Source organism: Neisseria sp. P0019.S003, from assembly GCF_051957115.1.
In the GTDB taxonomy this organism is placed as follows: domain Bacteria; phylum Pseudomonadota; class Gammaproteobacteria; order Burkholderiales; family Neisseriaceae; genus Neisseria; species Neisseria flavescens_D.
Genome location: NZ_JBQCWT010000008.1, coordinates 1 through 25,900, shown reverse-complemented (window position 1 = coordinate 25,900; position 25,900 = coordinate 1). Strand labels below are relative to the sequence as shown.

The window sequence follows — 25,900 nt, the reverse complement described above, 5'->3', positions numbered from 1 at the left end:
AATAAAATTTATTGTATTGTTCAAAAATGAAACGAGATGGGACGATATTCCCGACTTGAAGCACCAAATTTTGTGTATTGCCCAAGTAACATGCCGATTTTCATCAAATAGAAATACATTTTATTATTTATAGAATACAATATTTTAAAATAATACTAATTTTTAATTACGCAAAAATATTGACAAGAAAATGATGATGGTTATTTAATATATAAATCTTATTAATAATTTTTATTAATCATTATCATGGTACAGCAGCTTGTTTGGACTCCGAAACAATCCGCGCCCAAGGCATTTCCCGAACGTCAGGCATTAATGCCCGTTTGGGGCGGCGTTCCAATGCCGCGTCCCCAGTGGCAGAACATTTGGAAGAAAAAGCTTCCCCATGCCACCGATGTGGACGCGCTTGCTTATCTGCATATTCCATTTTGCGCCAACCATTGCGTTTTTTGCGGCTTCTACCGTAATGCGTGGAAGGACAGCCAAAGCAGCGTGTACACCGACAAAATTATCGAAGAAATGGCCGCTGAAGCCGAAGTCCGTAAAGGCAAGGGCAAAATCCGAGCCGTTTATTTCGGGGGCGGTACGCCGACCGCGTTGCTTACGGAAGACCTCGTCCGCCTGATTCGTGCCTGCTACCAATATCTGCCGCTTGCCGAAGACTGCGAGTTTACAATCGAAGGGCGCATGAGCCATTTCGATTTGGAAAAAGCACAGGCTTGTCTCGAAGCAGGGGCCAACCGCATTTCCATCGGCGTGCAAACCTTCAATACCGCCATCCGCCGCCGTCTCGGCCGCAAACACAGCGGCGACGAAGCGTTTGAATATTTGGCAAAATTGTGCGAACTCGATGCCGTGATTGTGGCCGATTTGATGTTCGGCCTACCCAATCAAACCGATGAAGTTTGGCAAAACGATATTGCCCGCGCCGCCGAGCTGCCGCTGTCCGGTTTGGATACGTACGCGTTCAACCTTTATACCATGCTGCCCATCAACCGCATGATTGAAAAAGGCGCATTTCCGACACCGCCGGGTTTCGATATTCAGGCAGACCAATATGCCTACACGGTTGAAACACTGCTGGAAAAAGGCTGGGAACAGGTCAGCAACAGCCACTTCGCCTATCCCGGCCGCGGCGAGCGCAACCGCTACAATACTCTGATCAAATCCGATATTTCCTGTTTGGCGTTCGGCTCCGGCGCAGGCGGTAATTTCGGCGGTTTCAGCTATCAGGTGCAGGGCGATTTGGAGAGCTATCTTGCCACGCCGAAAGGCGAGAAAAACATCGCATTTATGAGCGGTCATAGCCCAAATAAAGCACTTCTCAGCAAAGTCCAGCACGATATTGAAACAGGCCGTCTGAATCCATCATTGTTCGACGGCAACAAAGCAGCCCAAAAGCTGATTGCACAATGGCAGGAAATACAGCTTTTTAAAGAACCCGATTCAGACGGCATTATCCGTTTGAATACCAGCGGCCGTTATTGGTCGCCAACCCTTATCCGCAAACTCATGCTCACACTTCCGACTCAAGAAAAGGATCAAACCATGCAAAAACTTTCAGCCGAACAACAAACCATGTTGCGCCAATCATTGGAAAAAAATCCCGGCCAAGTGCTGGAAATGCTGGCCGCGCAAAACCAATGCAGTTTTGAAGATGTTATCCGCTGCCTGCCTGAAGAGAACGTGCGCCAAACCGAAGGCAGCCGCATTGTCGAAATCCTCCAAGCCATCGCAGCATGGAATGAATCCGTTACCTTCATCGCCCATACCCCCGATGCCATCGTCGAAGTCAGCGGCAAACTGCCTAACGGCAAAGTCGGCCGCGGCTTCTACAACTTTGACCATCCTGAAACCGACGGCGGCGTACACGGCCACATCTACTACGAAAACTGCGCCTCCATCTACCTTTTGGAACGCCCGTTCATGGGTAAAGCCACTTGCTCGCTTAACTTTATCAACCGCAACGGTGGCGCCATGTTTAAAATTTTTGTCGGCCGCGATGAAGTAGGTGAGTTGAAACAACACCAAATCGAAGCCATGCGAAAACTGTTTGATGCCGCTTAAACGGTTTCAGACGGCCTGATAATCCGTTCCTTGTTGCATAAAGGAGCGGATTTTCTAACAATAAACATCTACCATACAAAGGAACCCTAAACATGCAACTCATCTTCGGAGCCAACGGCCCATCCGGCCGCGCCTATATCCGCACATTGACTGACTCAGCCGATACCGTCGCCGTATTGAGAAGGCCGTCTGAAGACAGCTTTTTTACCGAACACAATATTCAAACCGTCGTCGCCGATGCGCTTGATGCCGACGTGCTCGATAAAGCGTTGGCACAATACCATCCCGATACCGTGATCAGTTTTGTCGGCGGCAAAAACGAAGAGGGTATCCGCAGCGATGCGCTGGGCAATATCAACATCATTGCTGCCACGAAAGCCGCCAATCCGCAAGCCCGCTTTGTACTGATTACCAGCATGGGCTGCGGCGAACAATGGGACATGATGAGCGAGCCGTTCAAACAGGCACTCGGCGAAGCTGTCCGTGCCAAAACAGAAGCCGAAATCTATCTCAAACAAAGCGGTTTGAATTGGACCATCCTGCGCCCCTGCGGCCTTGCCGATGGCGAAGATAATGCCTATACCTTGACACAAAATGCCCAAGAAATTCCGCAAAAATACATGACGCGCAACGGCTTGGCCGCCGCTGTTGCTACCATTGTCGGCCAAGCGGACAGCAAGAGCGAAACGTATAGCGTTGGTGCGGCATAAACTGATTGAACAGATTGCCCACTTTCCATTGTTAAAGTTGGAGTAGGTAATTGATTAGCAGCCGATCAAACAATAAAGGATTTGCTGAGAAAAGACTGGGAGATATAAATAAAAGGCCGTCTGAAACATTTCAGATGGCCTTTGATTTTTTACTTTATTCTCCAAATACAGCTTCGTCAAAACGTTCAATATAAGCGACTAAATTTGCTTTGGTTCTTGCATATAGCGCAATTTCAGTGTCGATGGGGGTAAGAATCAGGTTTGCAACAACAGGCACGATGGACACATCAACGGAGGTTAATTCTTCGCCGAAAAAGTAGGATTTTGTGCCTAAGTAGTTGCTAATGGCGTCTAAATCTCCTTTTCCGAAGGCGTAAATATCGGATTGCGTGTGTCTTCCGATACCATGTCCGTACATTTCTTTTTTCGCGTTTTCCTGTAACACAGCAAAAATCGTTTCGGCTTGTTCGGTCGGCATGCCATCAAACATTGCCTTCATCATAAATGGTTTGCTGAGAGGATCGACGAAACGGTTATATACGACCATCCAATATAAATGCTCTTCTGTCATACGGCGAAAGGCTTCAGCAATCGCTTTTTGTTCAGGCGTTAAATGTTTATCTAAATCAATGCCGTAGGTTTCGGTTAGATAACGCTGAATGAGAGAGCTATCAGGGATCAACTTCTCACCATCTTGCAATACCGGAACTTTGCCTTTAGGCATTTTGCTAAGATCGGCAACATATTCTTTTTCGAAATCTAAGCCGGATAAACGCAGCATCGCTTCGGTTTTCCAGGCGAAAGGTGATGGACTGCGAATTTTACCTTCACCGGGTAAAGTAAATAATTTAAGCATTTTTTTTCCTTTCATTATTTGTTATTCAAATACGGTTCTACAATAGTCCAAACAGCCGGGAAGTTCAAGACAAATACCGGATGTGGCGCATTAGGGATAATGGATAAATCGGCATTCTGTGTCATGCGATAGGCGTTGATGACTGTATCCAAGGGTGCATTGGCATCGTCTTCGCCAACCACAAACAACACCGGCGATTGGATCTTACCAAATGTCTCTTTGCCAACTTGGGTGTTGTCATAATTTTTCTGCGCATTGTCAAACCACGTTGCCGTTTGTTGTGGGTTTGGGCGAATGCTTTGTTGCATTTCCCAATAACTTGGATCTAACTGGCGGATTTGTTCATAGCTTGCACGTTTATTTCCCCCGCCTTGAATAAAACCACGTTTCCATTCGCCGGCACCGATGGCAATAATTTTGGCAGCTTGTTCGGGATAAGCGGCTGCAAAGGTTAGGGCGGTGTAAGCGCCGTCTGAAAAGCCGAGCAAATCCACTTTGCCGTTAATTTGTGCGGCTTTTAACACGGCAAGCATATCAGCCGCTTTTTGTGCGTAAGTTGGCGCGACACTGCCGACTTCAGATTTTCCATGACCGCGTGTACTGATGGCGATGACTTCATGATTTTGGCTTAAACGGTCAATAAACTCGCCCATTTCAGCCGTTGAACCGACTAATCCGCCATGCAAAACAATCACAGGTGAGCCTTTGCCATAGCGTTCAAAATAAATTTTCGCCCCATCACTTGCCGTCGCATAATGACCGACTTTTTCATTGTTCCTATAAGGCACTTGGCTATGGTAGGCAGTTTCATTTTGTCCGAAATAACGCAACGGTTCGCCGGCAAAACTGCTCGTTGCAAGGGTGGCGAAAAGTACGCTAAACGCTATTTTTTTAAATGCTTTCATGATGTTCTCCTGAGTAAAGTGCGGTCATTTTTTTTAAGGTTTTCGATGAGACGCGCAGGTTACATTTCATATTCGGGCTTACGTAGCAGGCTCTCTACATTTGGCTCAATCTCTTTGTCCCAAACCTTTTCTTTCCACTCATCAGCCGAAATTTCAGTGTAGGCAATGGTGATGAATTCTGCGGGCGTGTTTAGGCGCTCGCTGGCACAAGCCGTTAAATCATCTGCGAAGGCTTGCAATTCCTGTTCAGACAGATTCTTTGGATAACATTTGATATTGATATGTGGCATAAAGTACGCCTTGTTTTATCTGTTTTCAATGAAATGTATTGTATATTCCTTTAATAAACTTGATAATCTATCAAATTAAACAAACAGTTTTAAGCGGAGCTTTATAATGGAGCAATTCAAACTTATTTATATTTTTGCTACCGTGCTGCAATACGGCAGTATGAATGCTGCCGCGCCGTATTTGGGCATGACTGCCAGCGCAATCAGTCAAGCCATTCGCAAGCTGGAAACACATTACGGCGTCAAATTGCTTAACCGCACCACACGTAGCCTCACGCCGACGGTAGAAGGGCGGCAGTTGCAACAATATGCCCGTCAATTGACCGACTGGCACGATGCCGTTGAGCGCGAAATGGGCATTTTGCAAACCGAACCGGAAGGAAAAGTCCGCATCAGCCTACCGACCGGTTATAGCGCGGTTGAACCGATGAAACGCACCGTGCAAACCTTACGCCATCGCTACCCAAAAATTCGCTTAATACTCAATGAAAACAACAACTTGGTGGATTTACAAAACGATACCGATATCGCTATCCGCGTTGTTTTACATCCTGACGATCCCGACAGCATCGCGCGCCCGTTGGCACAGTGGCAAACCTTGATTTGCGCTTCACCAGACTATTTGCACAAACACCCCATTGCCCAGCCGCAAGATTTACTCAATGCCGACTGGCTCAATCACAATAGCAATGTCCTGCTTCACGCATTGAAGTGTTTAGGGCTACCTGAAACGCTGCCTGAAAATCGCACCGATTGCCCAGATTCTTCACTGGTCGCACGCGAATATGCCTGTGCCGGCATGGGGTTGGCGGTGTTGCTTTCTGGCGATGTGGCGCCTTTGATAGAAAATGGTCAGTTAAGCATTGTATTACCTGAACACACACTTCCCACCCACACCCTTTATGCCACCAGCGCACATCGCACCCAATCAGCAAAAGTACGCACCGTATTGGATTGCTTAATGCGTTGTTTTGGTGAAGAGATAAATAAAAAGCCTTGAAATCTGACCGAACTTTGATGTCTAAAACGAAACTTTGTACTATTATTTCAATTCGCGATACATGTTAGGGAGTGATTTATGAAATCCAAACTATCCGCGCTCGTCGCAACAGCTCTTCTCGCTGCCTGTTCTACCGTTCCGCAACATAATGAGCAGGCTAAAGCCCTATTGGACGAAGGCATCGCCTTGTATCAAAAACAGGATTACCAACATGCAATGCCCTACTTTGAGCAAGCTCAACAGGCTGGGCATATGAAAGCACCGCGTTATCTGGGGCTGATGTATCTAAACGGCGAAGGTGTCGCCAAGAATGCGAAAACCGCTTTTGCCTACTTCATGCAAGCGGCAGAAGCGGGCGACATCACCGGGTAATACTGGCTCGGCCATTGCTACGAAAACGGCATCGGCACGGCAAAAGACATGACCAAAGCCGTGCATTGGTATCAAGAGTCTGCTAAACGTGGTGATCATATTTCCCAACCTGCCATTGATGCGTTGAACCGTTTAGGCATCGAAAAAAATTAATGATTTCCCGCAAAATTTAAGGAGTTTCCACGATGAAGAAAACCGTAACGATGATTGCCGCAAGCTTGTTGCTTGCCGCTTGCAATGCCACCTCAAATGCGACTGAAAAAGCAGTGACGACTCAAAACACGCAAAATTCCGCTTGGGACAAACAATACGGCGGCGCGGATAAATCCTACGATAGTCGCTTGCTTGCCTTGCGTGAACAAATTGCACCACGTTTTGAAGTGTTAACGTTTAAAGATCCCAAAACAGGCAAAGAAATGCAGTACAACCTGTACACCCCGAAAAATCTTGAGCCTGGTCGCAAATATCCGTTAGTCATGTTTATCGCAGATGCCAGCACAGCAGGAAAAGACGTAAAAGCCCCACTAATGCAAGGCTACGGCGGCATTATCTAGGCAACCGATGAAGCGCAGGCGAAATACCCAGTCTTTGTCCTTGTACCGTCTTACACCGAAACGGCAGTCAATGATAAATGGGAAACAACTGAAGAAGTCCCCATGACCTTACGCCTTGTCAAAAATCTGATCGCCGAAAAAGCGATTGATGCCAATCGTGTTTATACCACGGGTCAATCCATGGGCGGTATGATTTCATTCTACCTAAATAGTATCGAGCCTAACTTCTTTGCGGCGTCTATGTTTGTCGGCAGTCAATGGGATATCAATGTTTTAAAACCATTGGAGAAAGCGAAGTTTATTTATACCGTTTCGGCTGCCGATCCAAAAGCCTCTGCAGGCATGGCTCAAGTTGGAAAAATGCTGAAACAAGATAAAGTCAGCTACGCCGAAACTGAGTTCTCTGCCAAATTACCGCAGACCGAACAAGACGCAAAAGTCCAACAAATGCTTGCCCAAGGCAAACGTATTAACTTCATCCGTTTCACACCAAATACCGTAATTCCGGAAAACTCAACCCACAAAGGTGCAGAGCATATGTACTCATTTGATTACGCCTATTTACTCGAACCTGCCCGTGATTGGTTGATGCGTCAGAAGAAAGGAAAATAATTAAAAAAATACAAGCGGTCAGATTTTGAAGATGATTTACAAAAATACCTAAAAAACTGACCGCTCTTTGTTATGAAAAAAACCGTCTGAAAAACAGGATAGGGGTGCAGCATCGTAGGCACGCATTCAAAAAATCAGATCAATGGCAGCCTGCACTGTTTCAGGTAGCCTGAAACAGTATGGTTTAGATTCAGTTTCATTGTGACACGTCTGTTAGTAGTCTTTAAAAGGCTAATCATCAACTTTTAAGGACTTTCTAGGTTGTTAAATTAACTTTTAATTCATATTTTTTAAGTACAATATAACAGTCCATTTTTCGGACGAGCTTTTCCTAATCTTCGCAGGAGACACAATATGAGCAACACCCCCACCATCCTACAGAACCCTCTCACCAACAAAGATACCGCTTTCACATTGGAAGAGCGAGCAAAATATGGCCTGACCGGCCGCCTACCTGTCGTTGTAGAAACGCTCGAACAACAGGCCACGCGTGCTTACCGCCAGTTTTCATCCTATGAAAAAGATATTGAAAAATATATCTTTCTCGATCAACTGCACAATCGCAACGAAGTACTGTACTACAAACTCCTGATTGACCATCTAGCCGAAATGCTACCCGTCGTTTACGACCCCACTGTCGGCGAAGCAATTAAAAAATGGAGCCGCGACTACCGCCGTTCGCGAGCTGTCTATCTGGATGTAAACCATCCTGAAAACATCCGTGCATCGTTTGAAACGCTGGGCTTGGGTGCGGATGATGTAGATTTGATTGTAGTTTCCGATGCGGAAGAGATTTTGGGTATCGGCGACTGGGGTGTGAACGGCACGGATATTTCCGTCGGCAAACTGGCAGTTTATACTGCTGCTGCGGGCATTCATCCCAGCCGCACCATTGCTGTGAATCTAGATGTGGGTACAGATAATGAAGTCCTGCTCAATGATCCCACTTATTTGGGCAATCGCCATGCCCGCGTGCGTGGTGAACGCTACGACGCATTGATTGCAAGCTACCTGAAAACTGCTACTGAAATGTTCCCCAATGCGCTTTTGCACTTTGAAGACTTCGGTCCGTCTAATGCCCGCCGCATTTTGATGGAGAACCGTCGCCAATATCGTATTTTCAACGACGATATGCAGGGAACTGGCGCGATTGTGATGGCTGCCGTATTCTCTGGCCTGAAAGTGACCAAACAGACCTTTGCCGAACAGCGGTTGGTGGTGTACGGTGCAGGCACCGCAGGTACGGGTATGGCCGACCAAATCAGTGCGGCGATGGAGCGCGAAGGCCTGAGTCGCGAAGAAGCGAAACAACGCGTATGGCTGATTGACATTAATGGACTGATTACTGACGATATGGACGGCTTGCCCGATTACCAGCAGGAATATGCCCGACCCGCCGCCGAAGTTGCCGACTGGGCGAAAACGGACGGTAAAATCGGCTTGCTCGAAGTTGTAAAACAAGTAAAACCGACTATCTTGATTGGCACATCCACCGATCACGGCGCATTCACTGAAGACGTAGTCAAAGCCCTATGTGCGGGCGTAGAGCGCCCAATTCTACTGCCGTTATCTAACCCGACCGAGAAAATCGAAGTGATGCCGAGTGAGGCTATAAAATGGTCGGATGGCAAAGCACTCATTTCTGTCGGCATCCCCGTGCCACCCGTGCCGTATAAAGGCGTGAACTACGAAATCGGTCAAGCTAACAACGCCATGCTTTACCCAGGGTTGGGGCTGGGGGTTATCGTTTCTGGTGCGAAACACGTTACTGACGGGATGCTGCTGGCTGCAGCTGAAGCAGTCGCCTCGCAAGTCAATCCACAGGACGAAGGTGCGTCGCTCCTGCCATCGGTGAATAACCTGCGTGCATCGTCTGCTACTGTTGCTGTTGCTGTTGCTAAACAGGCGATCAAGGATGGTGTAGCGACCAAGCAGCCTGAAAACTGGGTACAGGCGGTGCAGGACGCAATGTGGCAGGCGGTATATGAATAAGGTCTCCTAGAAGCTATAAGGCTACCTGAAAGCAAAAAGCAGTCTGAAATCCATGCAAAGAAGTCAGGCTGCTTTTACATTTTCAGACGACCTCCACCCGCAGCGCATCCACAATCATCTTAAACACATTGGAATGCCCGCGGCGGCTGGGGTAATAGAGGTAAAGCGGTTCGTAAGTCATAGCATACTCAGGCAACAGCTCGACCAGGTGCCCCGAATTGAGTGCATCCGCTACGCTCATATGTGCTATCCACGCAATGCCGAGGCCGTCTGAAACGGCTTGCAGGCGTAGATGGTTGTTGATGGAAAATTGTGATTTGGGCGTGAATGTAATCAGCTCTTTTTTGTACTTGAATTCCCACTGCATTTCCGCGCCGTGTTCGGCGGAGAGCTTCGTGCCGATAAGGCGGTGCTGTTGCAGATCATCAATATTTTTCGGTGAACCATGTTGCGCCAAATAATCGGGCGAGGCAACCAATACCATTTTGAGCGGTGCGGAAATCGACACGGCAATCATCTCTTCGGGTATTGGTTCAAAATCGGCTTTAATTTTGGATACAACACGGCTTCCGCTGCCATTGCAGGGGCATTGATAATGTGGATGATCAGTTTGCGGAACGTCGCCGTATTGCTTGTCGAAGTGTTTTAGCAGGGAAAGAGCCAAAATTTTTGATTATCAACAAGCAAGAATGTTTAGATTGGGAAAAAAGATGTTTGGCAGGTCTTGAATATCAGGAAATTTCCGATAAGGAAATGTGTAGAATCAACTGGCGTTCGCCTGAATATGGAGAATAAAACTAGATGGCACAAATTGCTTATTGAAATAACCGGAGACTTTAACAAAGAAAGACTTGTTGAGAAAGGGCTGGGGAATATAAACAACGAGGCCGTCTGAAAAACCTTTCTGACGACCTTTTACTTTTGAATTTTGTAAGTGATTGAACTACTGAGAGAAACAGGATTTAGCAGGCTAAAATACTAGTGTTATAAATTTAACATAATATAAATTAATTTCCTTTTCCCTATTCTTCTACAAATTCCGCTTATTGTTCCTATATGTCAAATGAGAATTAATGATACTCTAGAGAGTGTGCTCATAGTACTCCAATTTTTAGTATCAAATCAATAGGTTTTAAGAAATTTGTCAGTTTAATTATGCTATAACTCTATCACTTAATTATTTAGTAGTGGAATAGGGCCGTGGGGACATATCCCAAGCTCTTTAAATTCTTTGAGAATAGAGAAATGCAGTACAAATACTTGGTAATGTAAATGTCACCTAAATTCTAAAAACTAGTAAAAGAGGTCCGTTTTAAGCCATAAGGGACCTGAAAACGGAAAGACCACATATCCTAACCTAATTATTAATATCAGCTTAATAATCAAGTAAGTCTTTCACTGCTTATCGTATGCAGGAAAACTGCTACAATAAAATAACCATTAATAAACCATCCCTTGAATCTATTCAGTCTACCTGAAACCCAAAAAGCAGCATACACATGGTTTTACAGAAACCCTGTAAACGGCAAAGCTATCTCTTTAGAAAACGCATAAGGAAAACAACATGAATCTAGCCATCACTGGCTCCAGCGGCAACATCGGCGGTATGGTCGCCCGTCATCTGAGCACACGCGGCCTGCCGCTTATCCTGCCGCTGCGTAACTCCGCCAAAGCGCCCAATCTCACGAACTGCGAGGCGCGACGGTTTGCCTATGGCGATTTGGAGCTTGCCAAGCAGGCATTAAACGGGGTGGACGTGCTGTTTATGGTGTTCGCCTCCGAAAGTCCGTTGCGCGAACAGGAGCATTTGACTTTGGTGCAGGCTGCTTCGGAAGCGGGCGTGAAGCATATTGTCTATCTCTCTTTTGCTCAAGCGGCGTTGGACAGCACCTTCACGCTGGCGCGCACTCATGCGGTTACCGAAAATGCAATCCGGCAAACAAATATGCGCTACACCTTTCTGCGCGACAATTTTTACAGTGAGATGATGGCAACCATTGCTGACGCAGACGGCATCATCGCAGGCCCAGCCGACGAGGGGCGCGTTGTCTGCGTTTTGCAGCGCGATGTCGCCCAAGCAGCGGCAAACATCATCGCCGACATCGCTTGCTACAATCACCACCACGATAATCAGACCTACACACTGACCAGTTCCCAATCATTAAGTTTTGCTGAAATAGCCGCCGTCTTAACCGAAATCACCGGCAAACCGCACTGCTACCACAATGAAACAGTGGAAGAAGCCTTCGCCAGCCGCAAAGCTGAGTATCCTGACACGCCCGATTGGCAGATTGAAGCCTGGGTTTCTACCTACACTGCCATTGCCAAAGGCGAGCTTGCTACCGTTTCAGACGACCTGTCGCAGTTGTTGGGACGCGCACCGCTTAGTTTTGAAGACGTAGTAAAGGCACAATATGCAAAATAATCTTGTCCCATTTATCGAGTTTCGTGGCACAGGCAAGCATTATGACGGCAAATATGCTGTGCGCGATTTGGACTTGACCATTTATCAGGGGGAATTTTTCGTGTTGGTAGGTAGCTCGGGCAGCGGCAAATCCACCACTTTACGCATGATTAACGCGCTAATTGAACCGACCGATGGCAACGTTTATCTGCACGGGAAACGGATTAAAGACTACGACATCCGCCAGCTCCGCCACCAAATTGGTTACGTATTGCAACAAATCGCGCTTTTCCCCACCATGACCGTCGCGGAAAATATCGAACTCATGCCTGACGTACTGGGCTGGCCGAAAGCCGAACGCAAAACGCGTGTGAATGAATTATTGGAGCTGGTGGAACTTGACCCTGCGCACTACCGCGACCGCTATCCGCACGAACTTTCCGGCGGTGAACAGCAGCGCATCGGTATTTTGCGAGCCATTGCAGCTAAGCCCCAAGTTCTGCTGATGGACGAACCGTTTTCAGCACTTGACCCGCTGGTGCGCACCGTGCTGCAAGACCAAATTGCTATGATTCACCAAAAATTTGGCACCACTATCGTTTTCGTTACCCATGATATGCAGGAAGCCACCAAACTCGCTTGCCGTATCGGTGTAATGCATAATGGCAAACTGGTACAAATCAGCACACCTGAAGAAATCAAAAAGCAGCCGGCAAATGATTATGTGCAATCGCTGTTTTCCACCGCCGACGCACCCGATGCCGAACGCATTATCCACCAATTCTTACGGTTGGATAAACAGGGACAGGAAGCTGTGAGAAGGGCAGTGTTATGATGGTGAAGGCCGTCTGAAACCTTTTTCACGGCGCTAACACCTTTGCTGTAAAGCAAACATAAACATCTATTATTCAACATACTAACCATAACAATTAAAACTATGCTCTCATCCCTAAACGTTACCCTAGCAGAACTCTGGCAAATGCTACTTACGCATTTATGGCTTTCCGGACTGGCTTTGCTCGCGGCAGTGGTAATTGCGGTGCCTGCCGCCGTATTGTTTGCGCGCAGACAGCGGGCAGCGGAAGTGGTATTACAGTTTACCAATATATTGCAAACCATTCCGTCTTTGGCGCTGCTAGGTTTGCTGATTCCGTTTGTCGGTATCGGTTCGCCGCCCGTCTTGATTGCACTCACGCTATACGCACTGTTGCCGATTTTTCAAAATACCTATTTGGGGCTGACCCAAATCGACCAATCGATTCAAGATGCATACACTGCATTCGGACTATCGCGCTGGCAATCATTGTGGCGGATTGAGCTGCCGATGGCTTTGCCTGCCATGATTTCGGGCATTCGCACGGCGGCAGTGCTGATTGTCGGCACGGCAACTCTGGCTGCGTTAATCGGCGCAGGCGGCTTGGGTAACCTGATTCTGCTCGGCATTGACCGCAACAACATGACAATGACGTTTACCGGCGCATTGCTCTCCGCGTTATTGGCTGTCGGTGTAAGCGGCATTATCGGGCTGTTGCAGAAATCGCGACGCAAGTTGCCGATTATTCTTGCATTGGCGGTGGGCTTCGGCGCACTCGGTCTGTCTCAGATTTCATTTACACCTGCCACAAAAAACGTGGTGGTTGCCGGCAAAATGGGGAGTGAGCCGGATATTCTGATTAACATGTATAAATTATTGATTGAACGTGAGAATTCGAACGTGAAAGTCACAGTCAAACCTAATTTTGGCAAAACTACTTTCCTGTTTAGCGCACTGAATAGTGGCGAAATCGATATTTATCCTGAATTCACCGGCACAGTGCTGGAAGCCTTAGTACGAGTACCAACTGAACAGAAGAACCGCCATCTTTCGCCAGATGAAACCTATCAACGGGGCAAACAATTATTGGCGGAACAATATCAGTTAGAGTTTCTGCCACCAATGTCTTATCAGAACACTTATGCGTTGGCAGTCAAAGAAAGCTACGGCGCGGAGCACCAACTGAATGCCATCAGCGACTTGAAGCAGGCTGCGCCCGATATCCGAGCAGGTTTCTCACTGGAGTTTACCGACCGAGCAGACGGCTACAAAGGCATGCAGGCAGCAGGTATCACGCTGAAACATATTGTTAGCTTGGAACCCGCCTTACGCTATACGGCATTGTTGAATAAAAAAATCGACCTAGTGGAGGCCTTTTCTACCGACGCAGAATTGAAGCAATACCAGTTGCGCCTGCTGAAAGATGATATTTCCCTGTTTCCTGCTTATCAGGGGGCACCATTGATGAAAGCAGAATTTGCCGAAAAAAATCCGCAAATTGTGACCGCACTTAACCGACTGGCGGGAAAAATTAGCGAAGAGGAAATGAGCGAGATGAACTACCGCGTGAAAGTGCAAGGCGAAAGCGCGGAAAACGTGGCTCGGAATTATTTAGAGAAAAATGGGTTGTTAGGAAAGTAAAATTGGCAGTAGGCTACCTGAAAGCATCAGATTCTTAGGGAGGTATTATGAAAGCCTTAAAAATCAAAGGCTTCTGCATCAACCATTCCGAGATTTTCACGCGTGAAGGTAAATCGCCGTCTGTCCAATTTCCGCGCATCTTGGGCATTGAATGTGTAGGCGAAGTGGTGCAAAGTTCCACACCTTCACTGGCGGTCGGACAAAAGGTTGTCTTCTATTATGGGAGAGAAATGGGGCGCGCCTTTGACGGCAGCTACGCCGAATATGTGTTGCTGCCAAACGAGTAAATTTACCCCATTCATACCGATTTGGGTTGGACAACCCTTGCCGCAATTCCCGAAACTTACTACACCGCGTCCGGCTCATTACAACAGCTTCGTATCGCACCGCAAGATCGTGTGTGTTGGTGCGTGGTGCCGGCAGCAGTGTGGGCATAGCCTTTGCACAGCTTCTTAAAGTACGGTTTCCGCATATCGTATTACACGGTTCAACGCGTAATCCTGCTAAAGCTACTCATTTGCAAGCGGTCGGATTTGACGAAGTGATTACTGAAGCCGATGGCAAACTACAAACAGACCAAAACTATGACAAAATTCTGGAATTGGTCGGGCCGGCAACTTTGTGTGATTCTTTCACCCACATCAACGAACACGGCATCGTCTGCAATACAGGGCAGCTAGGTAATATATGATACGTAAACGATTTTGATCCGATTATCGAACTCAAAAACAACAGCTATCTCACCGCCTTTCATTCGGGCAATGTGTCGCAAGCCAAGCTGGATGCGATGTTTGACTATATCTGGCAATTTAATGTGAAAATCTTAATTGAACGCGTGTTTACATTGGAACAAGTTCCCGAAGCCCACCGTTTTTTGCAAAGCGCGGACGGGTTTGGGAAAGTGGTGGTAGTCAATGAATAGGGCTATCTAAAATTCTATCAAAGAAATTTAATCATGCTTTGGAATAAAACTGTGATCTGAATTGGTTTCATGGATATTGATAAAGAGAAGGCCGTCTGAAATTCTTCAGATGGCCTTTTATATTTGAATTCTGTAAGTGATTGTACAACTAGAAGAAACTGGATTTAACAGGCTAAAATACTAGTATTATTAATTTAACATAATATAAATTAAGGATGCTTTCCCTATTCCTACATCAAATTCGCTTTTTGTTCCTGATTGTTAACTGAGAGTTAATGATACTCCTTGAGAGTAGGTATTATGGTACTTTATTCTTGGGTATACAGGCAATACCCTTTATATTGTACTTCTAAAATCTTCCTACTATAACTGTCGTCACGTTATCACTCATTATGGGCGTAATGGAATAGGGTAGGGTAAAGATTTCAATATCTCCTCATACTGCCTTTCAGACGGCCTTCTTCCCATTCATCCCTTTCCCTTTACCATCGGCACGATCACAGATACCATATCTGTGTCATATTATTCCATTTGATGAGAAGGTACTCATGATGAAACCAACGACCACTGTATTGCTGACAGTTTTCCTGCTTACTGCATGCACCCCTGCCGTTTCTCCACTTACAGAACAAAATCTCTCTGCAACGACTGCTTCCTCATCTATCGATACCGCCTACTGGACCGAACAACCTTATTGCAGCAGCCGCTATCAATTGCGCCTGCCGTCTCATCTCCGCCATGGTAGTACACACATTGATTACAACGGCTGGAGCGTGATGGTTATGTTTAACGACTGGAATAGAAATGTCAGGAATATTAATGAGTTTAAAAGTAGTGGAGAATTTGGAACAGATATTGTCGCTGATACTCGCACCCTGATTCCGGATAGGGCGATGATGCAGGTAACGCGTAGTGATTTTGATTGGGATGGTAGATATGTTAAGAAACATGGTATGCCCTACGAAGCCTATTTATATTTCAAACTAGATAATAATGACGCCTATATCGTACGAAGTTATTTCCGTATTCCTTCAGATCATGGCAAAACCCCTGCCAACTGGAAAGCCAAAGAGAAAGAATTGATAGATGGCATGGAGAAAAAATTCCGCCAAGATTTCCTGAATAACCTGTGGGCACGTCAAGAGTTTGAAGTACCGAATCGGCAGGGTATCTGCCTGATAGGCGGTTTTATTGCGGACGATGGCAAAAAACCGTTTACAGCGCATACAACTGTCGAATTTGCCAAGCAACACGATATGAGTCTGGAAATCATGCATGGTGACGAGCTTAAGAAAGGCGAATCAACACTGCTGCAACGGGATATTGCTCCGAAAAAAGCGCATTGGCAAAAATCTTTAAAATCACAGGCTACCGCACTATTCGTCAAGGATCGCGTACCATTAACGGCATGTCAGGTACGGAAAAACTGATCAAGTGGGATGGTAACAAATATATGTTGATTTGGGAACGGGACGGTGGCGACCCACGCATCATGATGCAGTTTGGTACCGAGAAGAAAGACGGAACGAAGCGCAGCGAAGCCGAAATCCTCGCTATCTGGGACACCGTATTACCGACGTTAAAGCCGGTTGAGTAAAGATACGCTGACCATTTTTTTAGAATAAAGTTTAAAAACCTGTTTACCGGTGAAATAAAAGATTACACTGACCGTATAAAAAAAGGAAATACCATGATCGGTTCATTATTTCGCAGTATACACTTCAAATCCTTGCTTATCATTATAAGTGTCATGGCTTTATTGCTTGGTACCGCCCGACTGTCGGCACAAGAAAAAATCATGCCGCAGGAAGTAACTTTACAATTGGGTAAAAAAGGGCCGGAAAGTTTCAAACAGGCAGGTGCGGTGGCGGATCACTATACAGCAGGCGAATTGGCCGGCTTTTTAGATTTAAAATGGCCGTCGAAACAATTGGGAGCCGTCACCATCCGCCACAGCGGCCATGACCTGACTATTCCGCATACCTTTACCGCCATGGGATCGGTACGTTCCGAACCTGAGGGAGAGGAAGTAAATAATATTGTTTTAAACAGCGGTATCAGTGCCGATGAACTTATCCGCCATCGTGAAGCCTATGATTTATGGGGTAAGCTGATGAAGCGGATACAGGAAAGTGGTTGGCAACGCTATATTTATTTATCCAGACCAAGGTTAGCCGGTAAAGATGCAATCAGATATTTCCAAGATGAAGAAAATTTTGGCTTGGGCTATATTACCGATCCCAGTGCTGTTCCTGATTTTAGTACATGGTATAGCGTGATAAGACAAGGAGGCTTTATCGTGAACTTTTATTTGGACGGTGTTGAAATGAGTCTTTCATTTGACCCAACCGTCAACGACCAAGAAGATTTAGACGATATCAATAAAACTTTAAGTTTTAAAGAATGGGGACAGTATATGATGCGGATTGAATTTAATAATCTCAGGATGAGTATGCGTGAGCAAATGTATCTTACCTTTCTTGAAGGTATTCATGATGAAAAACTGTTATCAGCCAAGCGTGAGGATATTGCAAACAACATGACTAAATATTGGCCGCGCTACCGCGATATAGAATTAGCAAAACGCAAAAAAGAGGAAGCCATGCTGGTCAGCAAGGGTTATAAAATCGATGAGGGTTATCAGGATCCTGATCTACTGCCTTATTTACAGAAAGAACCCAAGTTTTAAAGTAGGGACACTTGGATTCGAATTTCAAGTGCAACACTAGTGTATTAGTGGTTGGAACAGATTCAAGAATAAAACACTTGGCGTTTCGTAGCCAAGTGTTTTTCTTGGTCGGTGGTTCAACTCATCTTGAACCCTGCGTATCTCCCGATCACTGATGTTGCGGAAATCGGTTTGTTTGGGGAAGTATTGCCGGATGAGTCCGTTGGTGTTCTCATTCAGCCCTTTCTCCCAAGAATGGTAAGGGCGGCAAAAATAAGTCTCCGCTTTCAATGCTTTGGTTATTTTGGTGTGTTGGTAGAACTCTTTGCCGTTATCCATGGTGATGGTGTGCACCCTGTCTTTATGTGCCTTTAATGCCCTGACAGCTGCCCGGGCAGTGTCTTCGGCTTTGAGGCTATCCAATTTGCAGATGATGGTGTAGCGGGTAACGCGTTCGACCAAGGTCAATAATGCGCTTTTCTGGCCTTTGCTGACGATGGTGTCGGCCTCCCAATCGCCGATACGGGATTTTTGGTCGACGACGGCGAGTCGGTTTTCTATGCCGACACGGTTGGGCACTTTGCCTCTGGTCCATGTGCTGCCGTAGCGTTTTCGGTAGAGTTTACTGCATATTCTGAGATGTTGCCACAAAGTGCCGCCGTTGCTTTTGTCTTGGTGAAAGTAGCGGTAAATGGTGCTATGGTGGAGCGTGATTTGGTGGTGTTTGTGCAGGTAGGCACATACTTGTTCGGGACTAAGTTTGCGGCGGATAAGTGTGTCTATGTGTTGAATCAGCTGCGAATCGAGCTTATAGAGTTGTCGCTTACGCTGTTTGAGAGTCTGGCTTTGCCGCTGGGTTTTTTCGGCACTGTATTGTTGCCCTTGTAAGCAGTGACGCTTGATTTCTCGGCTGATGGTGCTTTTGTGGCGGTTAAGCTGTTTGGCGATTTCGGTAAGGGTGCAGTGGCGGGATAGGTATTGGATGTGGTATCGTTCGTCTTGGGTCAGTTGTGTGTAGCTCATGGCAATCTTTCTTGCAGGAAAGGCCGTATGCTACCGCATACTGGCCTTTTTCTGTTAGGGAAAGTTGCACTTCAAATGCGAATCCGCCACAATATCAAATTGGATTGATTTTGATACCGTGTAAAAACAAAGGCCGTCAAAAATTTTGACGACCTTTGTTTTTGAATATTGTAAGTGATTGTAGAATTAAGAGAAACTGGAGTTATCAGGCTTAAATGTTACTTTATGAATTTAACATAATATAAATTAATTTCCTTTTCCCTATTCTTCTACAAATTCCGCTGTTTTGTTCCTATATGTCAAATGAGAATTAATGATACTCTAGAGAGTGTGCTCATAGTACTCCAATTTTTAGTATCAAATCAATAGGTTTTAATAGAAATTTGGCTGTTTAATTTTACTGTGACCCTATCATTAATTGTAGCCTGACGAAATAGAGTAGGGCAAAGATAGTGAATTGTGCTAACTTTGTTTGAACTTATTCAAAACTGTTCAGATGGTCTTATTTCATTAATCCTATCTTTTTTCTCTCTACAAAATGCAAAGACCATTGTTAATTAGTTATTATCACTTATAACTACTGTCAATCCCTGTATTTTAGTTTCCACTGTTTCTCCTATTTTCTTTCAATCTTTCCTTAATCATGTGTGAGCCTTTGCTTTTTCAGTCAATGACATTATTTATTGGAGAAAAGTTTTGACTATCAGCCTTAACAATCAACTATTAAAATATGCTCCGATGTTCTGTCTCCGCCTGTATGCGGCTTGGGCGACGGCGAGGCTGCATTCGAGTAGGTTGCGGTTTTCGTATTCAGACGTGGTGTGCGGCTCGCTTTGGTTTTGCTTCCAAAACCGCAGTTGGGCGATGGCGCAGCATAGGCCGGTATCGTTGCGGAGAATGCCTAGATAGTGTTGGTTGAACGCTTGCAGGGTGGGGCGGCTGAATGTGTTTTGGAGGCCGTCTGAAAAGATACCCGCTTCGGAGTAGGGGCGTTCAGACGGCCTTTGGGACGGTACGGCTTGGAATGCTTGTCCATCTGCGACGGGCTGGTATGCCTGCCAGCTTTCGGCGTAGCTGCGGATGAGGTAAGCGTCGTATAAATCGTGGCTGAAGAACGACCAGAACACGGGTTCGTCCTGATAAATCAGGCTGATGCCGTCGGGTGTGTGGAGTTTCAGGTAGCCTTGCGTTTGACGGTCGATATGCAGGGCGAGGCTGTTTGGGGAGGAGGGATGGTGGTATTGTTCCAGAACGGCGTTGAGCGATCGGTAGTGCATGGGGCATCCTTTGAAAGGCGTTCAGCGATAACTGATGACGATCATCGTACTGCCGTCTTTATTGTAGTAATACGCGCTCGCATTGCCCCATGTAAATCGACGGCATTTGCCAGATGCCGATGTTTCAATGGCGCAAGGGGCATCGCCCAGCTGCTTATCCAGCCATCGATCAAATTGTTTTCTGCGTTGCAATTCGCGCTCCTCCGACCATGCTGCCCAGCTGTTGTCCTCGCCTATCGGGCAGAAGAATATGGATAAGCTCTCCAGCCGCTGCTGCTCGAACTGGGCGGTAAGGGTGTATTGTTCGGACTGTTTGGTAAATGACAAACCGAAAAATGTTATTCCCGCTTGCAGATGATTCGGGCTGGATTTTGGGAAGCATGCAATCCAATCATCAAGCGTGGTGCGCGCGCTAATAATGTTGCCGTCTGGCAGGATGATGCTGCCGTTTTTAGGGTTTATCTTCATCGGTTTGAATTTCCAAATATAGTTTTCAGACGACCTGAGACTATGTCCGTTTTATAACACCTTTAAGCCGCACGATTTTTCATTTCACCAACAAGCGCCCCTGTCTCGCCAAATTCAAAGTCGCCAGCAACAGCAACATCACCAAACCGGAGCCTGTGGTGGCGAGGAAATAGCCTAAAAACAGTAAACGCTGTTCGGCGATCAAATGAAAACCGCAGCCCGTCATTGCCGCCAAACCGAACGAGAAACCCCAAAAACTGGGGCTAAATCCTTTCTCCAGCATCCAAGCCAGAAGGCGTAGCAGTAGCAGGAATTGCAGGCAGCCGTAGCCGATTAAAAGCACCGGGAAGGTATCGATGTGCCCACCCGATACGGCGAAATAGGCGCCGCAGCCGACAAAAGCGGGCGCAAGTTGAATGCCGACAATACCGCGCACAGGGGCGTTGACGGGTGTGCCGGTGCGCAAACGGCTCAATATGGCGGCTTCCAAGCTAAGCCATGAAAACAGTCCCGCGCCCAAAAACAGCCAAGCGTAATCCGATAAACCCAATGTCGCCATTGAGGTCGCGCTGACAAAATTGGTGGCAACGGTGGGCAGGTAAACAATCGGCGTGGTGGCATCAAGGTTATGGACGCCGCGCCACAAGCCGCCTGCGCGGTACATGGCAAATGCCAACTGTCCCGCCGTTCCCAGCAAAATCAACCCTCTCGCCGGTAGCGTTTGATAGGGTATACGGCGCAAACATCGGGGCGTAACGCGGGTTCATTTTTTGGCTCCTTGTGTTGGGTTAAAGGCTGTCTGAAAGCGGGTTCAGACGGCCTTTTTTGCATTTGTGTTGAATCAAATACAGTTATTCAAAATCAGATCTTTATCAGCTACGCGAATAACCCTGGTATTCCGTTTCCTGTTGTGCAATTTGAGTCTCTTGGTTCGAAAACGATGGTGTCTGTTGTGCCAAACCCTCCTGTACACGTTTGTTGAATTTATCAACAATATCTTGGTTTTCTGCTAAAAGCTGCTTGGTGTACGAACCATCCTTATCATTCATTAACCCATTGATCATCGAACGAATTTTTTCATATTTAGATTGGGATTCCGATTCATTTTTTCCAATATCCGGCGCCATCTCAGGTTTAATAAAGTTTTCTTTAGGCCGTAATGCACCGTGAAAAATAGTTTTTTGATCCCAATAAGAATTTCCTGTCATCACTACTTCAGCAGGCCCTGTTGATGTTTGAGATCCAAAAAAATGAATGCGTCCTTTTTCATCATACTCTTTAAAAACAGCAACGTGTTGAGAACCTCCCGGCATTGTCATCATTAATATGTCGCCTGCTTTCAAACTGCCATCTGTTTTGGCAGATGCAGGTAGTACATCAAAATTTTTTTGAGCATAGTTCGTTATATGTTTTCCGTTAAACAGCGTTCTGGTTCCAAAGTCTTTGGCTTCCATTTTAAGATTAAATCCCGCTCCTTCTAATGAAAAATAAACAAGAGAAGAACAATCAACACCTTTTCTTCCATCATGATCTTTGTCTTCATTTAAACGAGAAGGATCAATTTTCTCTCCAGATTTATTTGCAGAGCGTCTAGCCATATCCTGTCTGCCGTATTCATGCGTGGTTTTCGAAAAGTTTGCTTCAGCATAATCAATAATCCGTTGATTCTGCCGTTCTTGAATTTCAGACATTTCAATTTCTTTTATGCCGTGTTAAAAAATTAATCTGCAAAAAAACGGACAGCCTTTGTTTTAACCCAGCCGGTTGCACATACACCGCTGGCGGTTACAACAAGCTGCCCGCCCTCGTCAAACGAAGTCGTCAGACGGCATTGGCTGCCTGACGGTTTCTTTACCTGCCATTTGCTTGGAAAATCTGCCATTTTCAAGCATTCTTTCGCGCCTGCATCTTCACAGCCCGCACCCGCTGCCGGAGGCACTTTTTTCACCAGCGTCCAGCCGTTTGATTCAGCCACATTGCCAACCACACAGAGATATTGGGTGTTTCTTAACTGCATTACCGTTTTCGAACGGGCATCGGGCTTTTCCTTTAACACTGCGCCGCCTGATGATTGTACATAAACCTGATTGCCGCACGACACGGTTTGATGATGGGCTATTTTTCCACTATTTACCGGCTTCGCCACCACTGTTGCCGAGACGAGCAAGGTTAAAAGCAGCATTTTTTTCTTCATTTAAATACCTTTTAAAAACAATAAATTACTAAAATACGCAACATAATCAATGTAGTATTGATGATAAAACAACATTGCAAATAATGCAAACGACGAACATCCGAATGCGGTAAGGCCGTCTGAACAGTTTGTTTGTCGGGCATCCATGCCCGACCTGCTCGGCGTTTTCAGGCTGCCTGCGTGCGGAGTGCAAAGCCGAAAAACTTTTGCAAAATCCACCGCTCTTTTGGGGCGAAATGCCGTCTGAAAGCGATTTCAGAATCGGTGTGGGTATGTTGTTTGTAACCAAGTTTGTAGAGGCCGTTTTTCTTTGTCCAGCGGGCATCTTTATCTTTGCTCGGTGTGGTTTGACCGCTGACTTGTCCTTCTTCATCAACTTCTATGGCCTGACGCTATTTGCTGCCGGCAGTCTAAATAATGGTGGCGTCAACGACGGCGGCGGATGCTTTCTCTACTTTTAGGTCTTTTTCGGTCAATTGTCGGTTGATCAGTTCCAGCAGTTCGGACAGGGTATTGTCTTGCGCCAGCCAGTTGCGGTAGCGGCATAAGGTGCTGTAATCGGGGATGCTCAGTTCGTCAAAACGGCAAAACAGATTGAAGTCGATGCGGGTGATGAGGCTGTGTTCGAGTTCGGGGTCGGAGAGGCTGTGCCATTGTCCGAGCAGGACGGCTTTGAACATGGATAACAGGGGATAGGCGGGACGACCTAGGATTAGTTGATAAATGTGTCGCCGTATGGTTTAAATAATAAATTCATGGGGTTTCAAGACTATTTACAAAAAACACCTAAACATCTGATCGCTCTTTTATGTGAAATGCCGTCTGAAATTTCAGACGGCATTTGTGTCTAAGTTCATTACGATAACAATTTTTTCAATTCTAATTCACCGACACGCTCGCAGGCTTTACGGTAATATTCGTTGCTTTCTACTTGAGCAACAAAGCGTTCGATGTTCGGGAATTTGCCCTTAGGTACGAACATGAGAGCAAATTGCAGCGGGAAGGACATCATGATGTCGGCGCCGCTTAATTCTTCGCCTAAAAACCAAGTTTTACCATTTAGACTGCTTTCTATATAGCTGATGTGTAGGTCAAATTGAGCATCATAAAATGGTTTCATGGCTTCGCTCGGAGTAATGTATTTTGTCAACATTGCGGACATAGCTGAGCCTTCGGCGTAATGTAACCATTGCAAGTAGGCACTATAGTCAGCATGGTTAACATCGGGATGTAATTTGCCGTTGCCGTAACGAGCTAGGATGTATTCAACAATTGCTCCGCTTTCAGCAATAACGGTTTCATTGTCTTTAATCAGTGGAGATTTTCCTAGGGGATGAATGTCTTGTAGCTCTTTAGGGGCTTGTTTAGTCACAGGATCGCGCTCAAAATTTTTCACGTCATACGGCAAGTTCAGCACTTCCAGCAACCATGCGATACGTTGTGAACGAGATTGTTTAAGGTTGTATAGGGTGATCATGTTTTACTCCTTGTTTCTCTGTAAAGTTAGGCAGCTTGAGCACTACTTGATGTATTCAGGCAGCCTTTATTATAAATCAAAAGATTGGCTCACATTCACATGTAAACGTACATCGACATTCCCACGTGTAGCGTTGGAATAAGGGCAAACTTCGTGTGCACGAGTAATCAATTTGCGGGCTTCATCTTCAGTCAAACCTGCTACGGTAATCGTGATATCTAAATCTAAGCCAAACGCGCCATCTGCTTTTTGACCAATACCCACGCCAACTGTCGTAGAAGATTTCGTTGGTTTCAAACCGAGGGTCGGGGCAACATGATTCATCGCACTATCAAAACAAGCGGCGTAACCCATTGCGAAAAGTTGTTCTGGGTTAGTACCTTGCTTACCACTTTCATTTTGGAAAGAAACTAAATCAAAGCCGACTGAACCATCATCTATTTGGGTATGACCATCACGTCCGCCGGTTGCTGTTGCTGAAGTTTTGTAGAAAATTTTCATCATATTATCCTCAATTAAATATGGATTAACTGTTTGGGCGTATTGCCGTTGAAAGTGAAGCCATTATATTGAACTGCGTGTAGAGGTGTTATATGATTTCTCCAATTTACTTGCCTGTTTCTCTAAAATTATGTTTTCAACTGAAACGATCGAACGCTTATTAAAAGTTATTCCACATAACGAAACCTATTCATCTCCAATTAAAGGCTTGGTGATTCGCCATGCCGATCAACCGTTTTGCTACGAAGGTGTTATTCAAGAGCCGAGCATTTGCATCGTGTTAAGCGGGGAACGTGAAATACAGTTGGGCGAACAATGTTACCGTTTTGACAATCACCACTTTATGTTCTGCCCTGTCAATGTGCCGATGCGCGGTGAGATTAAATATGCAGAGCCGAAAAAGCCGTTTTTAGTGATGTCGATGAAAATTGATATTGAGAGCGTTAGCAAGATTTTATTAGTAAATCCAAACCTTGCAGATGATGTTGAACAGGGGAACGAAGGTTTTGCACAATGGCATTTGGATGAATCCCTCAAAAATGCCGTTAAACGCTTATTACTTTTGCACGAAAATCCAAAAGACATTGAATTTCTTGCACCACTTATCCAACAAGAAATCTATTATCGACTCCTTACTGGCGAACAAGGCGGCAAATTTAAAGCCATGGTAAGCAATGGATCGCACACCAAAAAAATCGCCCAAGCCACCCATTATCTGCAACAGCATTTTAGCGAAACCATCACCGTGGAAACCTTGGCAAATCTGAGTGGTATGTCACTGTCTGGTTTCCATAGTCATTTTAAGAAGATAACCAGCCTTTCACCGCTGCAATACCAAAAATCCCTACGTTTGATGGAAGCCAGACGACTAATCGCGCAAGAAGGGCGAGGCATTACTGAAGCCGCTTACCAAGTCGGCTATGAGTCGCCCAGCCAGTTTAGCCGTGAATACAAACGCTATTTCGGGCATGCGCCGAAGGGAGATATTAAATAGATGAGTTTTAAAGACAGGTTGCAAAAACACCTGAAAATTTGACCGCTCTTGGGTGTAAAAAGTCGTCTGAATTTTCAGACGGCTTTAACTTTTAACTCATCCACAATCATCTTAAACACATTGGAATGCCCGCGGCGGCTGGGGTAATAGAGATAAAGC

Annotated in this window: 27 protein-coding genes and 4 pseudogenes; 18 read left to right on the top strand and 13 right to left on the bottom strand. The window is 45.9% G+C overall.

The features are described 5' to 3' along the window. The first annotated feature begins 246 nt into the window (after window positions 1–246). Together hutW and ACTHTS_RS10330 are read left to right on the top strand one after the other, a co-directional pair. Window positions 247–2,067 (top strand): heme anaerobic degradation radical SAM methyltransferase ChuW/HutW, encoded by a 1,821-nt coding sequence (gene hutW, locus ACTHTS_RS10335; protein ID WP_440369986.1) that lies wholly within the window; start codon window positions 247–249, stop codon window positions 2,065–2,067. A gap of 92 nt (window positions 2,068–2,159) precedes the next feature. Further along, a complete protein-coding gene (locus ACTHTS_RS10330; protein ID WP_440369985.1) occupies window positions 2,160–2,777 on the top strand; it encodes an NAD(P)H-binding protein in 618 nt (205 codons plus the stop codon). Between the two features lie 154 nt (window positions 2,778–2,931). Here the strand turns inward: ACTHTS_RS10330 and ACTHTS_RS10325 are convergent, their stop codons facing one another. The 3 genes from ACTHTS_RS10325 to pptA are packed head-to-tail and all read right to left on the bottom strand — an operon-like array spanning window position 2,932 to window position 4,828. Further along, complete coding sequence (locus tag ACTHTS_RS10325) at window positions 2,932–3,633, bottom strand: glutathione S-transferase family protein (protein WP_440369984.1); 702 nt, start codon at window positions 3,631–3,633, stop codon at window positions 2,932–2,934. Window positions 3,634–3,647: 14 nt separating this feature from the next. Further along, window positions 3,648–4,538 (bottom strand): alpha/beta fold hydrolase, encoded by an 891-nt coding sequence (locus ACTHTS_RS10320; RefSeq protein WP_440369983.1) that lies wholly within the window; start codon window positions 4,536–4,538, stop codon window positions 3,648–3,650. Window positions 4,539–4,597: 59 nt separating this feature from the next. Next, window positions 4,598–4,828 carry a tautomerase PptA gene (pptA, locus tag ACTHTS_RS10315; RefSeq protein ID WP_440369982.1) on the bottom strand — a complete coding sequence of 77 codons (231 nt, stop codon included), beginning with the start codon at window positions 4,826–4,828 and terminating at the stop codon, window positions 4,598–4,600. A 106-nt stretch (window positions 4,829–4,934) separates the two neighbouring features. Here pptA and ACTHTS_RS10310 point away from each other — a divergent pair, with 106 nt between their 5' ends. The 6 genes and pseudogenes from ACTHTS_RS10310 to ACTHTS_RS10285 all read left to right on the top strand — a co-directional run bounded on the left by ACTHTS_RS10310 (window position 4,935) and on the right by ACTHTS_RS10285 (window position 9,358). Beyond that, complete coding sequence (locus tag ACTHTS_RS10310) at window positions 4,935–5,828, top strand: LysR family transcriptional regulator (RefSeq protein ID WP_440369981.1); 894 nt, start codon at window positions 4,935–4,937, stop codon at window positions 5,826–5,828. 78 nt (window positions 5,829–5,906) lie between these two features. After that, window positions 5,907–6,200, top strand: a complete 294-nt coding sequence (locus ACTHTS_RS10305; RefSeq protein WP_440369980.1) for a hypothetical protein — start codon at window positions 5,907–5,909, stop codon at window positions 6,198–6,200. Between the two features lie 12 nt (window positions 6,201–6,212). Further along, window positions 6,213–6,353, top strand: a pseudogene (locus tag ACTHTS_RS10300) (tetratricopeptide repeat protein); the annotation flags it as partial. A 32-nt stretch (window positions 6,354–6,385) separates the two neighbouring features. Beyond that, complete coding sequence (locus ACTHTS_RS10295; RefSeq protein ID WP_440369979.1) at window positions 6,386–6,754, top strand: hypothetical protein; 369 nt, start codon at window positions 6,386–6,388, stop codon at window positions 6,752–6,754. A 102-nt stretch (window positions 6,755–6,856) separates the two neighbouring features. Further along, entirely contained in the window at window positions 6,857–7,366 is a 510-nt protein-coding gene (locus tag ACTHTS_RS10290; RefSeq protein ID WP_440369978.1) for a hypothetical protein, read from the top strand. 354 nt (window positions 7,367–7,720) lie between these two features. Beyond that, complete coding sequence (locus tag ACTHTS_RS10285) at window positions 7,721–9,358, top strand: NAD-dependent malic enzyme (RefSeq protein WP_440369977.1); 1,638 nt, start codon at window positions 7,721–7,723, stop codon at window positions 9,356–9,358. Window positions 9,359–9,440: 82 nt separating this feature from the next. Here ACTHTS_RS10285 and ACTHTS_RS10280 read toward each other — a convergent pair whose 3' ends face one another. Further along, window positions 9,441–10,022: a LysR substrate-binding domain-containing protein gene (locus tag ACTHTS_RS10280; protein ID WP_440369976.1), complete on the bottom strand. Its 582-nt coding sequence runs from the start codon at window positions 10,020–10,022 to the stop codon at window positions 9,441–9,443. A gap of 900 nt (window positions 10,023–10,922) precedes the next feature. On the opposite strand from ACTHTS_RS10280, the gene ACTHTS_RS10275 reads away from it, so the two are divergent. The 9 genes from ACTHTS_RS10275 (at window position 10,923) to ACTHTS_RS10235 (ending at window position 17,828) form a co-directional block, all read left to right on the top strand. After that, window positions 10,923–11,783: an SDR family oxidoreductase gene (locus ACTHTS_RS10275; RefSeq protein ID WP_440369975.1), complete on the top strand. Its 861-nt coding sequence runs from the start codon at window positions 10,923–10,925 to the stop codon at window positions 11,781–11,783. Further along, window positions 11,773–12,597 carry an ABC transporter ATP-binding protein gene (locus ACTHTS_RS10270; protein WP_440369974.1) on the top strand — a complete coding sequence of 275 codons (825 nt, stop codon included), beginning with the start codon at window positions 11,773–11,775 and terminating at the stop codon, window positions 12,595–12,597. Before ACTHTS_RS10275 ends, ACTHTS_RS10270 begins: the two co-directional genes overlap by 11 nt. Before the next feature lie 102 nt (window positions 12,598–12,699). Next, on the top strand, window positions 12,700–14,217 hold the full coding sequence (locus ACTHTS_RS10265; RefSeq protein WP_440369973.1) for an ABC transporter permease/substrate-binding protein: 1,518 nt from the start codon (window positions 12,700–12,702) through the stop codon (window positions 14,215–14,217). 47 nt (window positions 14,218–14,264) lie between these two features. Next, entirely contained in the window at window positions 14,265–14,504 is a 240-nt protein-coding gene (locus ACTHTS_RS10260) for an alcohol dehydrogenase catalytic domain-containing protein (protein ID WP_440369972.1), read from the top strand. 113 nt (window positions 14,505–14,617) lie between these two features. Then, window positions 14,618–14,908, top strand: coding sequence for a hypothetical protein (locus tag ACTHTS_RS10255; protein WP_440369971.1), 291 nt, complete (start codon window positions 14,618–14,620; stop codon window positions 14,906–14,908). A gap of 96 nt (window positions 14,909–15,004) precedes the next feature. Then, the gene (locus tag ACTHTS_RS10250) at window positions 15,005–15,139 is read left to right on the top strand and encodes a zinc-binding dehydrogenase (protein WP_234394578.1); all 135 of its coding nucleotides are present in this window, start codon (window positions 15,005–15,007) and stop codon (window positions 15,137–15,139) included. Window positions 15,140–15,690: 551 nt separating this feature from the next. Next, window positions 15,691–16,569 (top strand): T6SS immunity protein Tli4 family protein, encoded by an 879-nt coding sequence (locus tag ACTHTS_RS10245; RefSeq protein WP_440369970.1) that lies wholly within the window; start codon window positions 15,691–15,693, stop codon window positions 16,567–16,569. Further along, window positions 16,548–16,736 (top strand): hypothetical protein, encoded by a 189-nt coding sequence (locus ACTHTS_RS10240; protein ID WP_440369969.1) that lies wholly within the window; start codon window positions 16,548–16,550, stop codon window positions 16,734–16,736. Before ACTHTS_RS10245 ends, ACTHTS_RS10240 begins: the two co-directional genes overlap by 22 nt. A 93-nt stretch (window positions 16,737–16,829) precedes the next feature. Beyond that, window positions 16,830–17,828 carry a hypothetical protein gene (locus ACTHTS_RS10235; protein WP_440369968.1) on the top strand — a complete coding sequence of 333 codons (999 nt, stop codon included), beginning with the start codon at window positions 16,830–16,832 and terminating at the stop codon, window positions 17,826–17,828. A gap of 36 nt (window positions 17,829–17,864) precedes the next feature. On the opposite strand, the gene ACTHTS_RS10230 is transcribed toward ACTHTS_RS10235, so the two are convergent. The 9 genes and pseudogenes from ACTHTS_RS10230 to ACTHTS_RS10190 all read right to left on the bottom strand — a co-directional run bounded on the left by ACTHTS_RS10230 (window position 17,865) and on the right by ACTHTS_RS10190 (window position 24,747). Further along, complete coding sequence (locus ACTHTS_RS10230; RefSeq protein WP_440369967.1) at window positions 17,865–18,830, bottom strand: IS30 family transposase; 966 nt, start codon at window positions 18,828–18,830, stop codon at window positions 17,865–17,867. Between the two features lie 716 nt (window positions 18,831–19,546). Beyond that, window positions 19,547–19,885: pseudogene (locus ACTHTS_RS10225) on the bottom strand (L-aspartate oxidase); the annotation flags it as partial. Between the two features lie 243 nt (window positions 19,886–20,128). Beyond that, complete coding sequence (locus ACTHTS_RS10220; protein WP_440369966.1) at window positions 20,129–20,575, bottom strand: hypothetical protein; 447 nt, start codon at window positions 20,573–20,575, stop codon at window positions 20,129–20,131. 79 nt (window positions 20,576–20,654) lie between these two features. Then, window positions 20,655–21,305: pseudogene (locus ACTHTS_RS10215) on the bottom strand (dicarboxylate transporter/tellurite-resistance protein TehA); the annotation flags it as partial. Window positions 21,306–21,447: 142 nt separating this feature from the next. Further along, window positions 21,448–22,266, bottom strand: a complete 819-nt coding sequence (locus ACTHTS_RS10210; RefSeq protein WP_036490867.1) for an NlpC/P60 family protein — start codon at window positions 22,264–22,266, stop codon at window positions 21,448–21,450. 29 nt (window positions 22,267–22,295) lie between these two features. Beyond that, complete coding sequence (locus ACTHTS_RS10205; RefSeq protein ID WP_003746683.1) at window positions 22,296–22,769, bottom strand: hypothetical protein; 474 nt, start codon at window positions 22,767–22,769, stop codon at window positions 22,296–22,298. A gap of 254 nt (window positions 22,770–23,023) precedes the next feature. After that, window positions 23,024–23,476, bottom strand: a pseudogene (locus tag ACTHTS_RS10200) (transposase); the annotation flags it as partial. 149 nt (window positions 23,477–23,625) lie between these two features. After that, window positions 23,626–24,246, bottom strand: a complete 621-nt coding sequence (locus ACTHTS_RS10195; RefSeq protein ID WP_101756247.1) for a glutathione S-transferase family protein — start codon at window positions 24,244–24,246, stop codon at window positions 23,626–23,628. Window positions 24,247–24,315: 69 nt separating this feature from the next. Beyond that, a complete protein-coding gene (locus ACTHTS_RS10190; RefSeq protein ID WP_440369965.1) occupies window positions 24,316–24,747 on the bottom strand; it encodes an organic hydroperoxide resistance protein in 432 nt (143 codons plus the stop codon). Between the two features lie 85 nt (window positions 24,748–24,832). Here ACTHTS_RS10190 and ACTHTS_RS10185 point away from each other — a divergent pair, with 85 nt between their 5' ends. Continuing rightward, complete coding sequence (locus ACTHTS_RS10185; RefSeq protein ID WP_440369964.1) at window positions 24,833–25,741, top strand: AraC family transcriptional regulator N-terminal domain-containing protein; 909 nt, start codon at window positions 24,833–24,835, stop codon at window positions 25,739–25,741. The last annotated feature ends 159 nt before the right edge of the window (window positions 25,742–25,900 follow it).

Excerpts from the sequence above, each read along its gene's own strand:
- ACTHTS_RS10320 (WP_440369983.1), bottom strand. The coding sequence starts at position 4,538 with ATGAAAGCATTTAAAAAAATAGCGTTTAGCGTACTTTTCGCCACCCTT.
- ACTHTS_RS10235 (WP_440369968.1), top strand. The coding sequence starts at position 16,830 with ATGATCGGTTCATTATTTCGCAGTATACACTTCAAATCCTTGCTTATC.
- ACTHTS_RS10310 (WP_440369981.1), top strand. The coding sequence starts at position 4,935 with ATGGAGCAATTCAAACTTATTTATATTTTTGCTACCGTGCTGCAATAC.
- ACTHTS_RS10245 (WP_440369970.1), top strand. The coding sequence starts at position 15,691 with ATGAAACCAACGACCACTGTATTGCTGACAGTTTTCCTGCTTACTGCA.
- pptA (WP_440369982.1), bottom strand. The coding sequence starts at position 4,828 with ATGCCACATATCAATATCAAATGTTATCCAAAGAATCTGTCTGAACAG.
- ACTHTS_RS10240 (WP_440369969.1), top strand. The coding sequence starts at position 16,548 with ATGTCAGGTACGGAAAAACTGATCAAGTGGGATGGTAACAAATATATG.
- ACTHTS_RS10190 (WP_440369965.1), bottom strand. The coding sequence starts at position 24,747 with ATGAAAATTTTCTACAAAACTTCAGCAACAGCAACCGGCGGACGTGAT.
- ACTHTS_RS10195 (WP_101756247.1), bottom strand. The coding sequence starts at position 24,246 with ATGATCACCCTATACAACCTTAAACAATCTCGTTCACAACGTATCGCA.
- ACTHTS_RS10290 (WP_440369978.1), top strand. The coding sequence starts at position 6,857 with ATGACCTTACGCCTTGTCAAAAATCTGATCGCCGAAAAAGCGATTGAT.
- hutW (WP_440369986.1), top strand. The coding sequence starts at position 247 with ATGGTACAGCAGCTTGTTTGGACTCCGAAACAATCCGCGCCCAAGGCA.
- ACTHTS_RS10265 (WP_440369973.1), top strand. The coding sequence starts at position 12,700 with ATGCTCTCATCCCTAAACGTTACCCTAGCAGAACTCTGGCAAATGCTA.
- ACTHTS_RS10270 (WP_440369974.1), top strand. The coding sequence starts at position 11,773 with ATGCAAAATAATCTTGTCCCATTTATCGAGTTTCGTGGCACAGGCAAG.
- ACTHTS_RS10260 (WP_440369972.1), top strand. The coding sequence starts at position 14,265 with ATGAAAGCCTTAAAAATCAAAGGCTTCTGCATCAACCATTCCGAGATT.
- ACTHTS_RS10250 (WP_234394578.1), top strand. The coding sequence starts at position 15,005 with ATGTTTGACTATATCTGGCAATTTAATGTGAAAATCTTAATTGAACGC.
- ACTHTS_RS10305 (WP_440369980.1), top strand. The coding sequence starts at position 5,907 with ATGAAATCCAAACTATCCGCGCTCGTCGCAACAGCTCTTCTCGCTGCC.
- ACTHTS_RS10210 (WP_036490867.1), bottom strand. The coding sequence starts at position 22,266 with ATGTCTGAAATTCAAGAACGGCAGAATCAACGGATTATTGATTATGCT.
- ACTHTS_RS10220 (WP_440369966.1), bottom strand. The coding sequence starts at position 20,575 with ATGAAGATAAACCCTAAAAACGGCAGCATCATCCTGCCAGACGGCAAC.
- ACTHTS_RS10325 (WP_440369984.1), bottom strand. The coding sequence starts at position 3,633 with ATGCTTAAATTATTTACTTTACCCGGTGAAGGTAAAATTCGCAGTCCA.
- ACTHTS_RS10330 (WP_440369985.1), top strand. The coding sequence starts at position 2,160 with ATGCAACTCATCTTCGGAGCCAACGGCCCATCCGGCCGCGCCTATATC.
- ACTHTS_RS10285 (WP_440369977.1), top strand. The coding sequence starts at position 7,721 with ATGAGCAACACCCCCACCATCCTACAGAACCCTCTCACCAACAAAGAT.
- ACTHTS_RS10295 (WP_440369979.1), top strand. The coding sequence starts at position 6,386 with ATGAAGAAAACCGTAACGATGATTGCCGCAAGCTTGTTGCTTGCCGCT.
- ACTHTS_RS10230 (WP_440369967.1), bottom strand. The coding sequence starts at position 18,830 with ATGAGCTACACACAACTGACCCAAGACGAACGATACCACATCCAATAC.
- ACTHTS_RS10275 (WP_440369975.1), top strand. The coding sequence starts at position 10,923 with ATGAATCTAGCCATCACTGGCTCCAGCGGCAACATCGGCGGTATGGTC.
- ACTHTS_RS10205 (WP_003746683.1), bottom strand. The coding sequence starts at position 22,769 with ATGAAGAAAAAAATGCTGCTTTTAACCTTGCTCGTCTCGGCAACAGTG.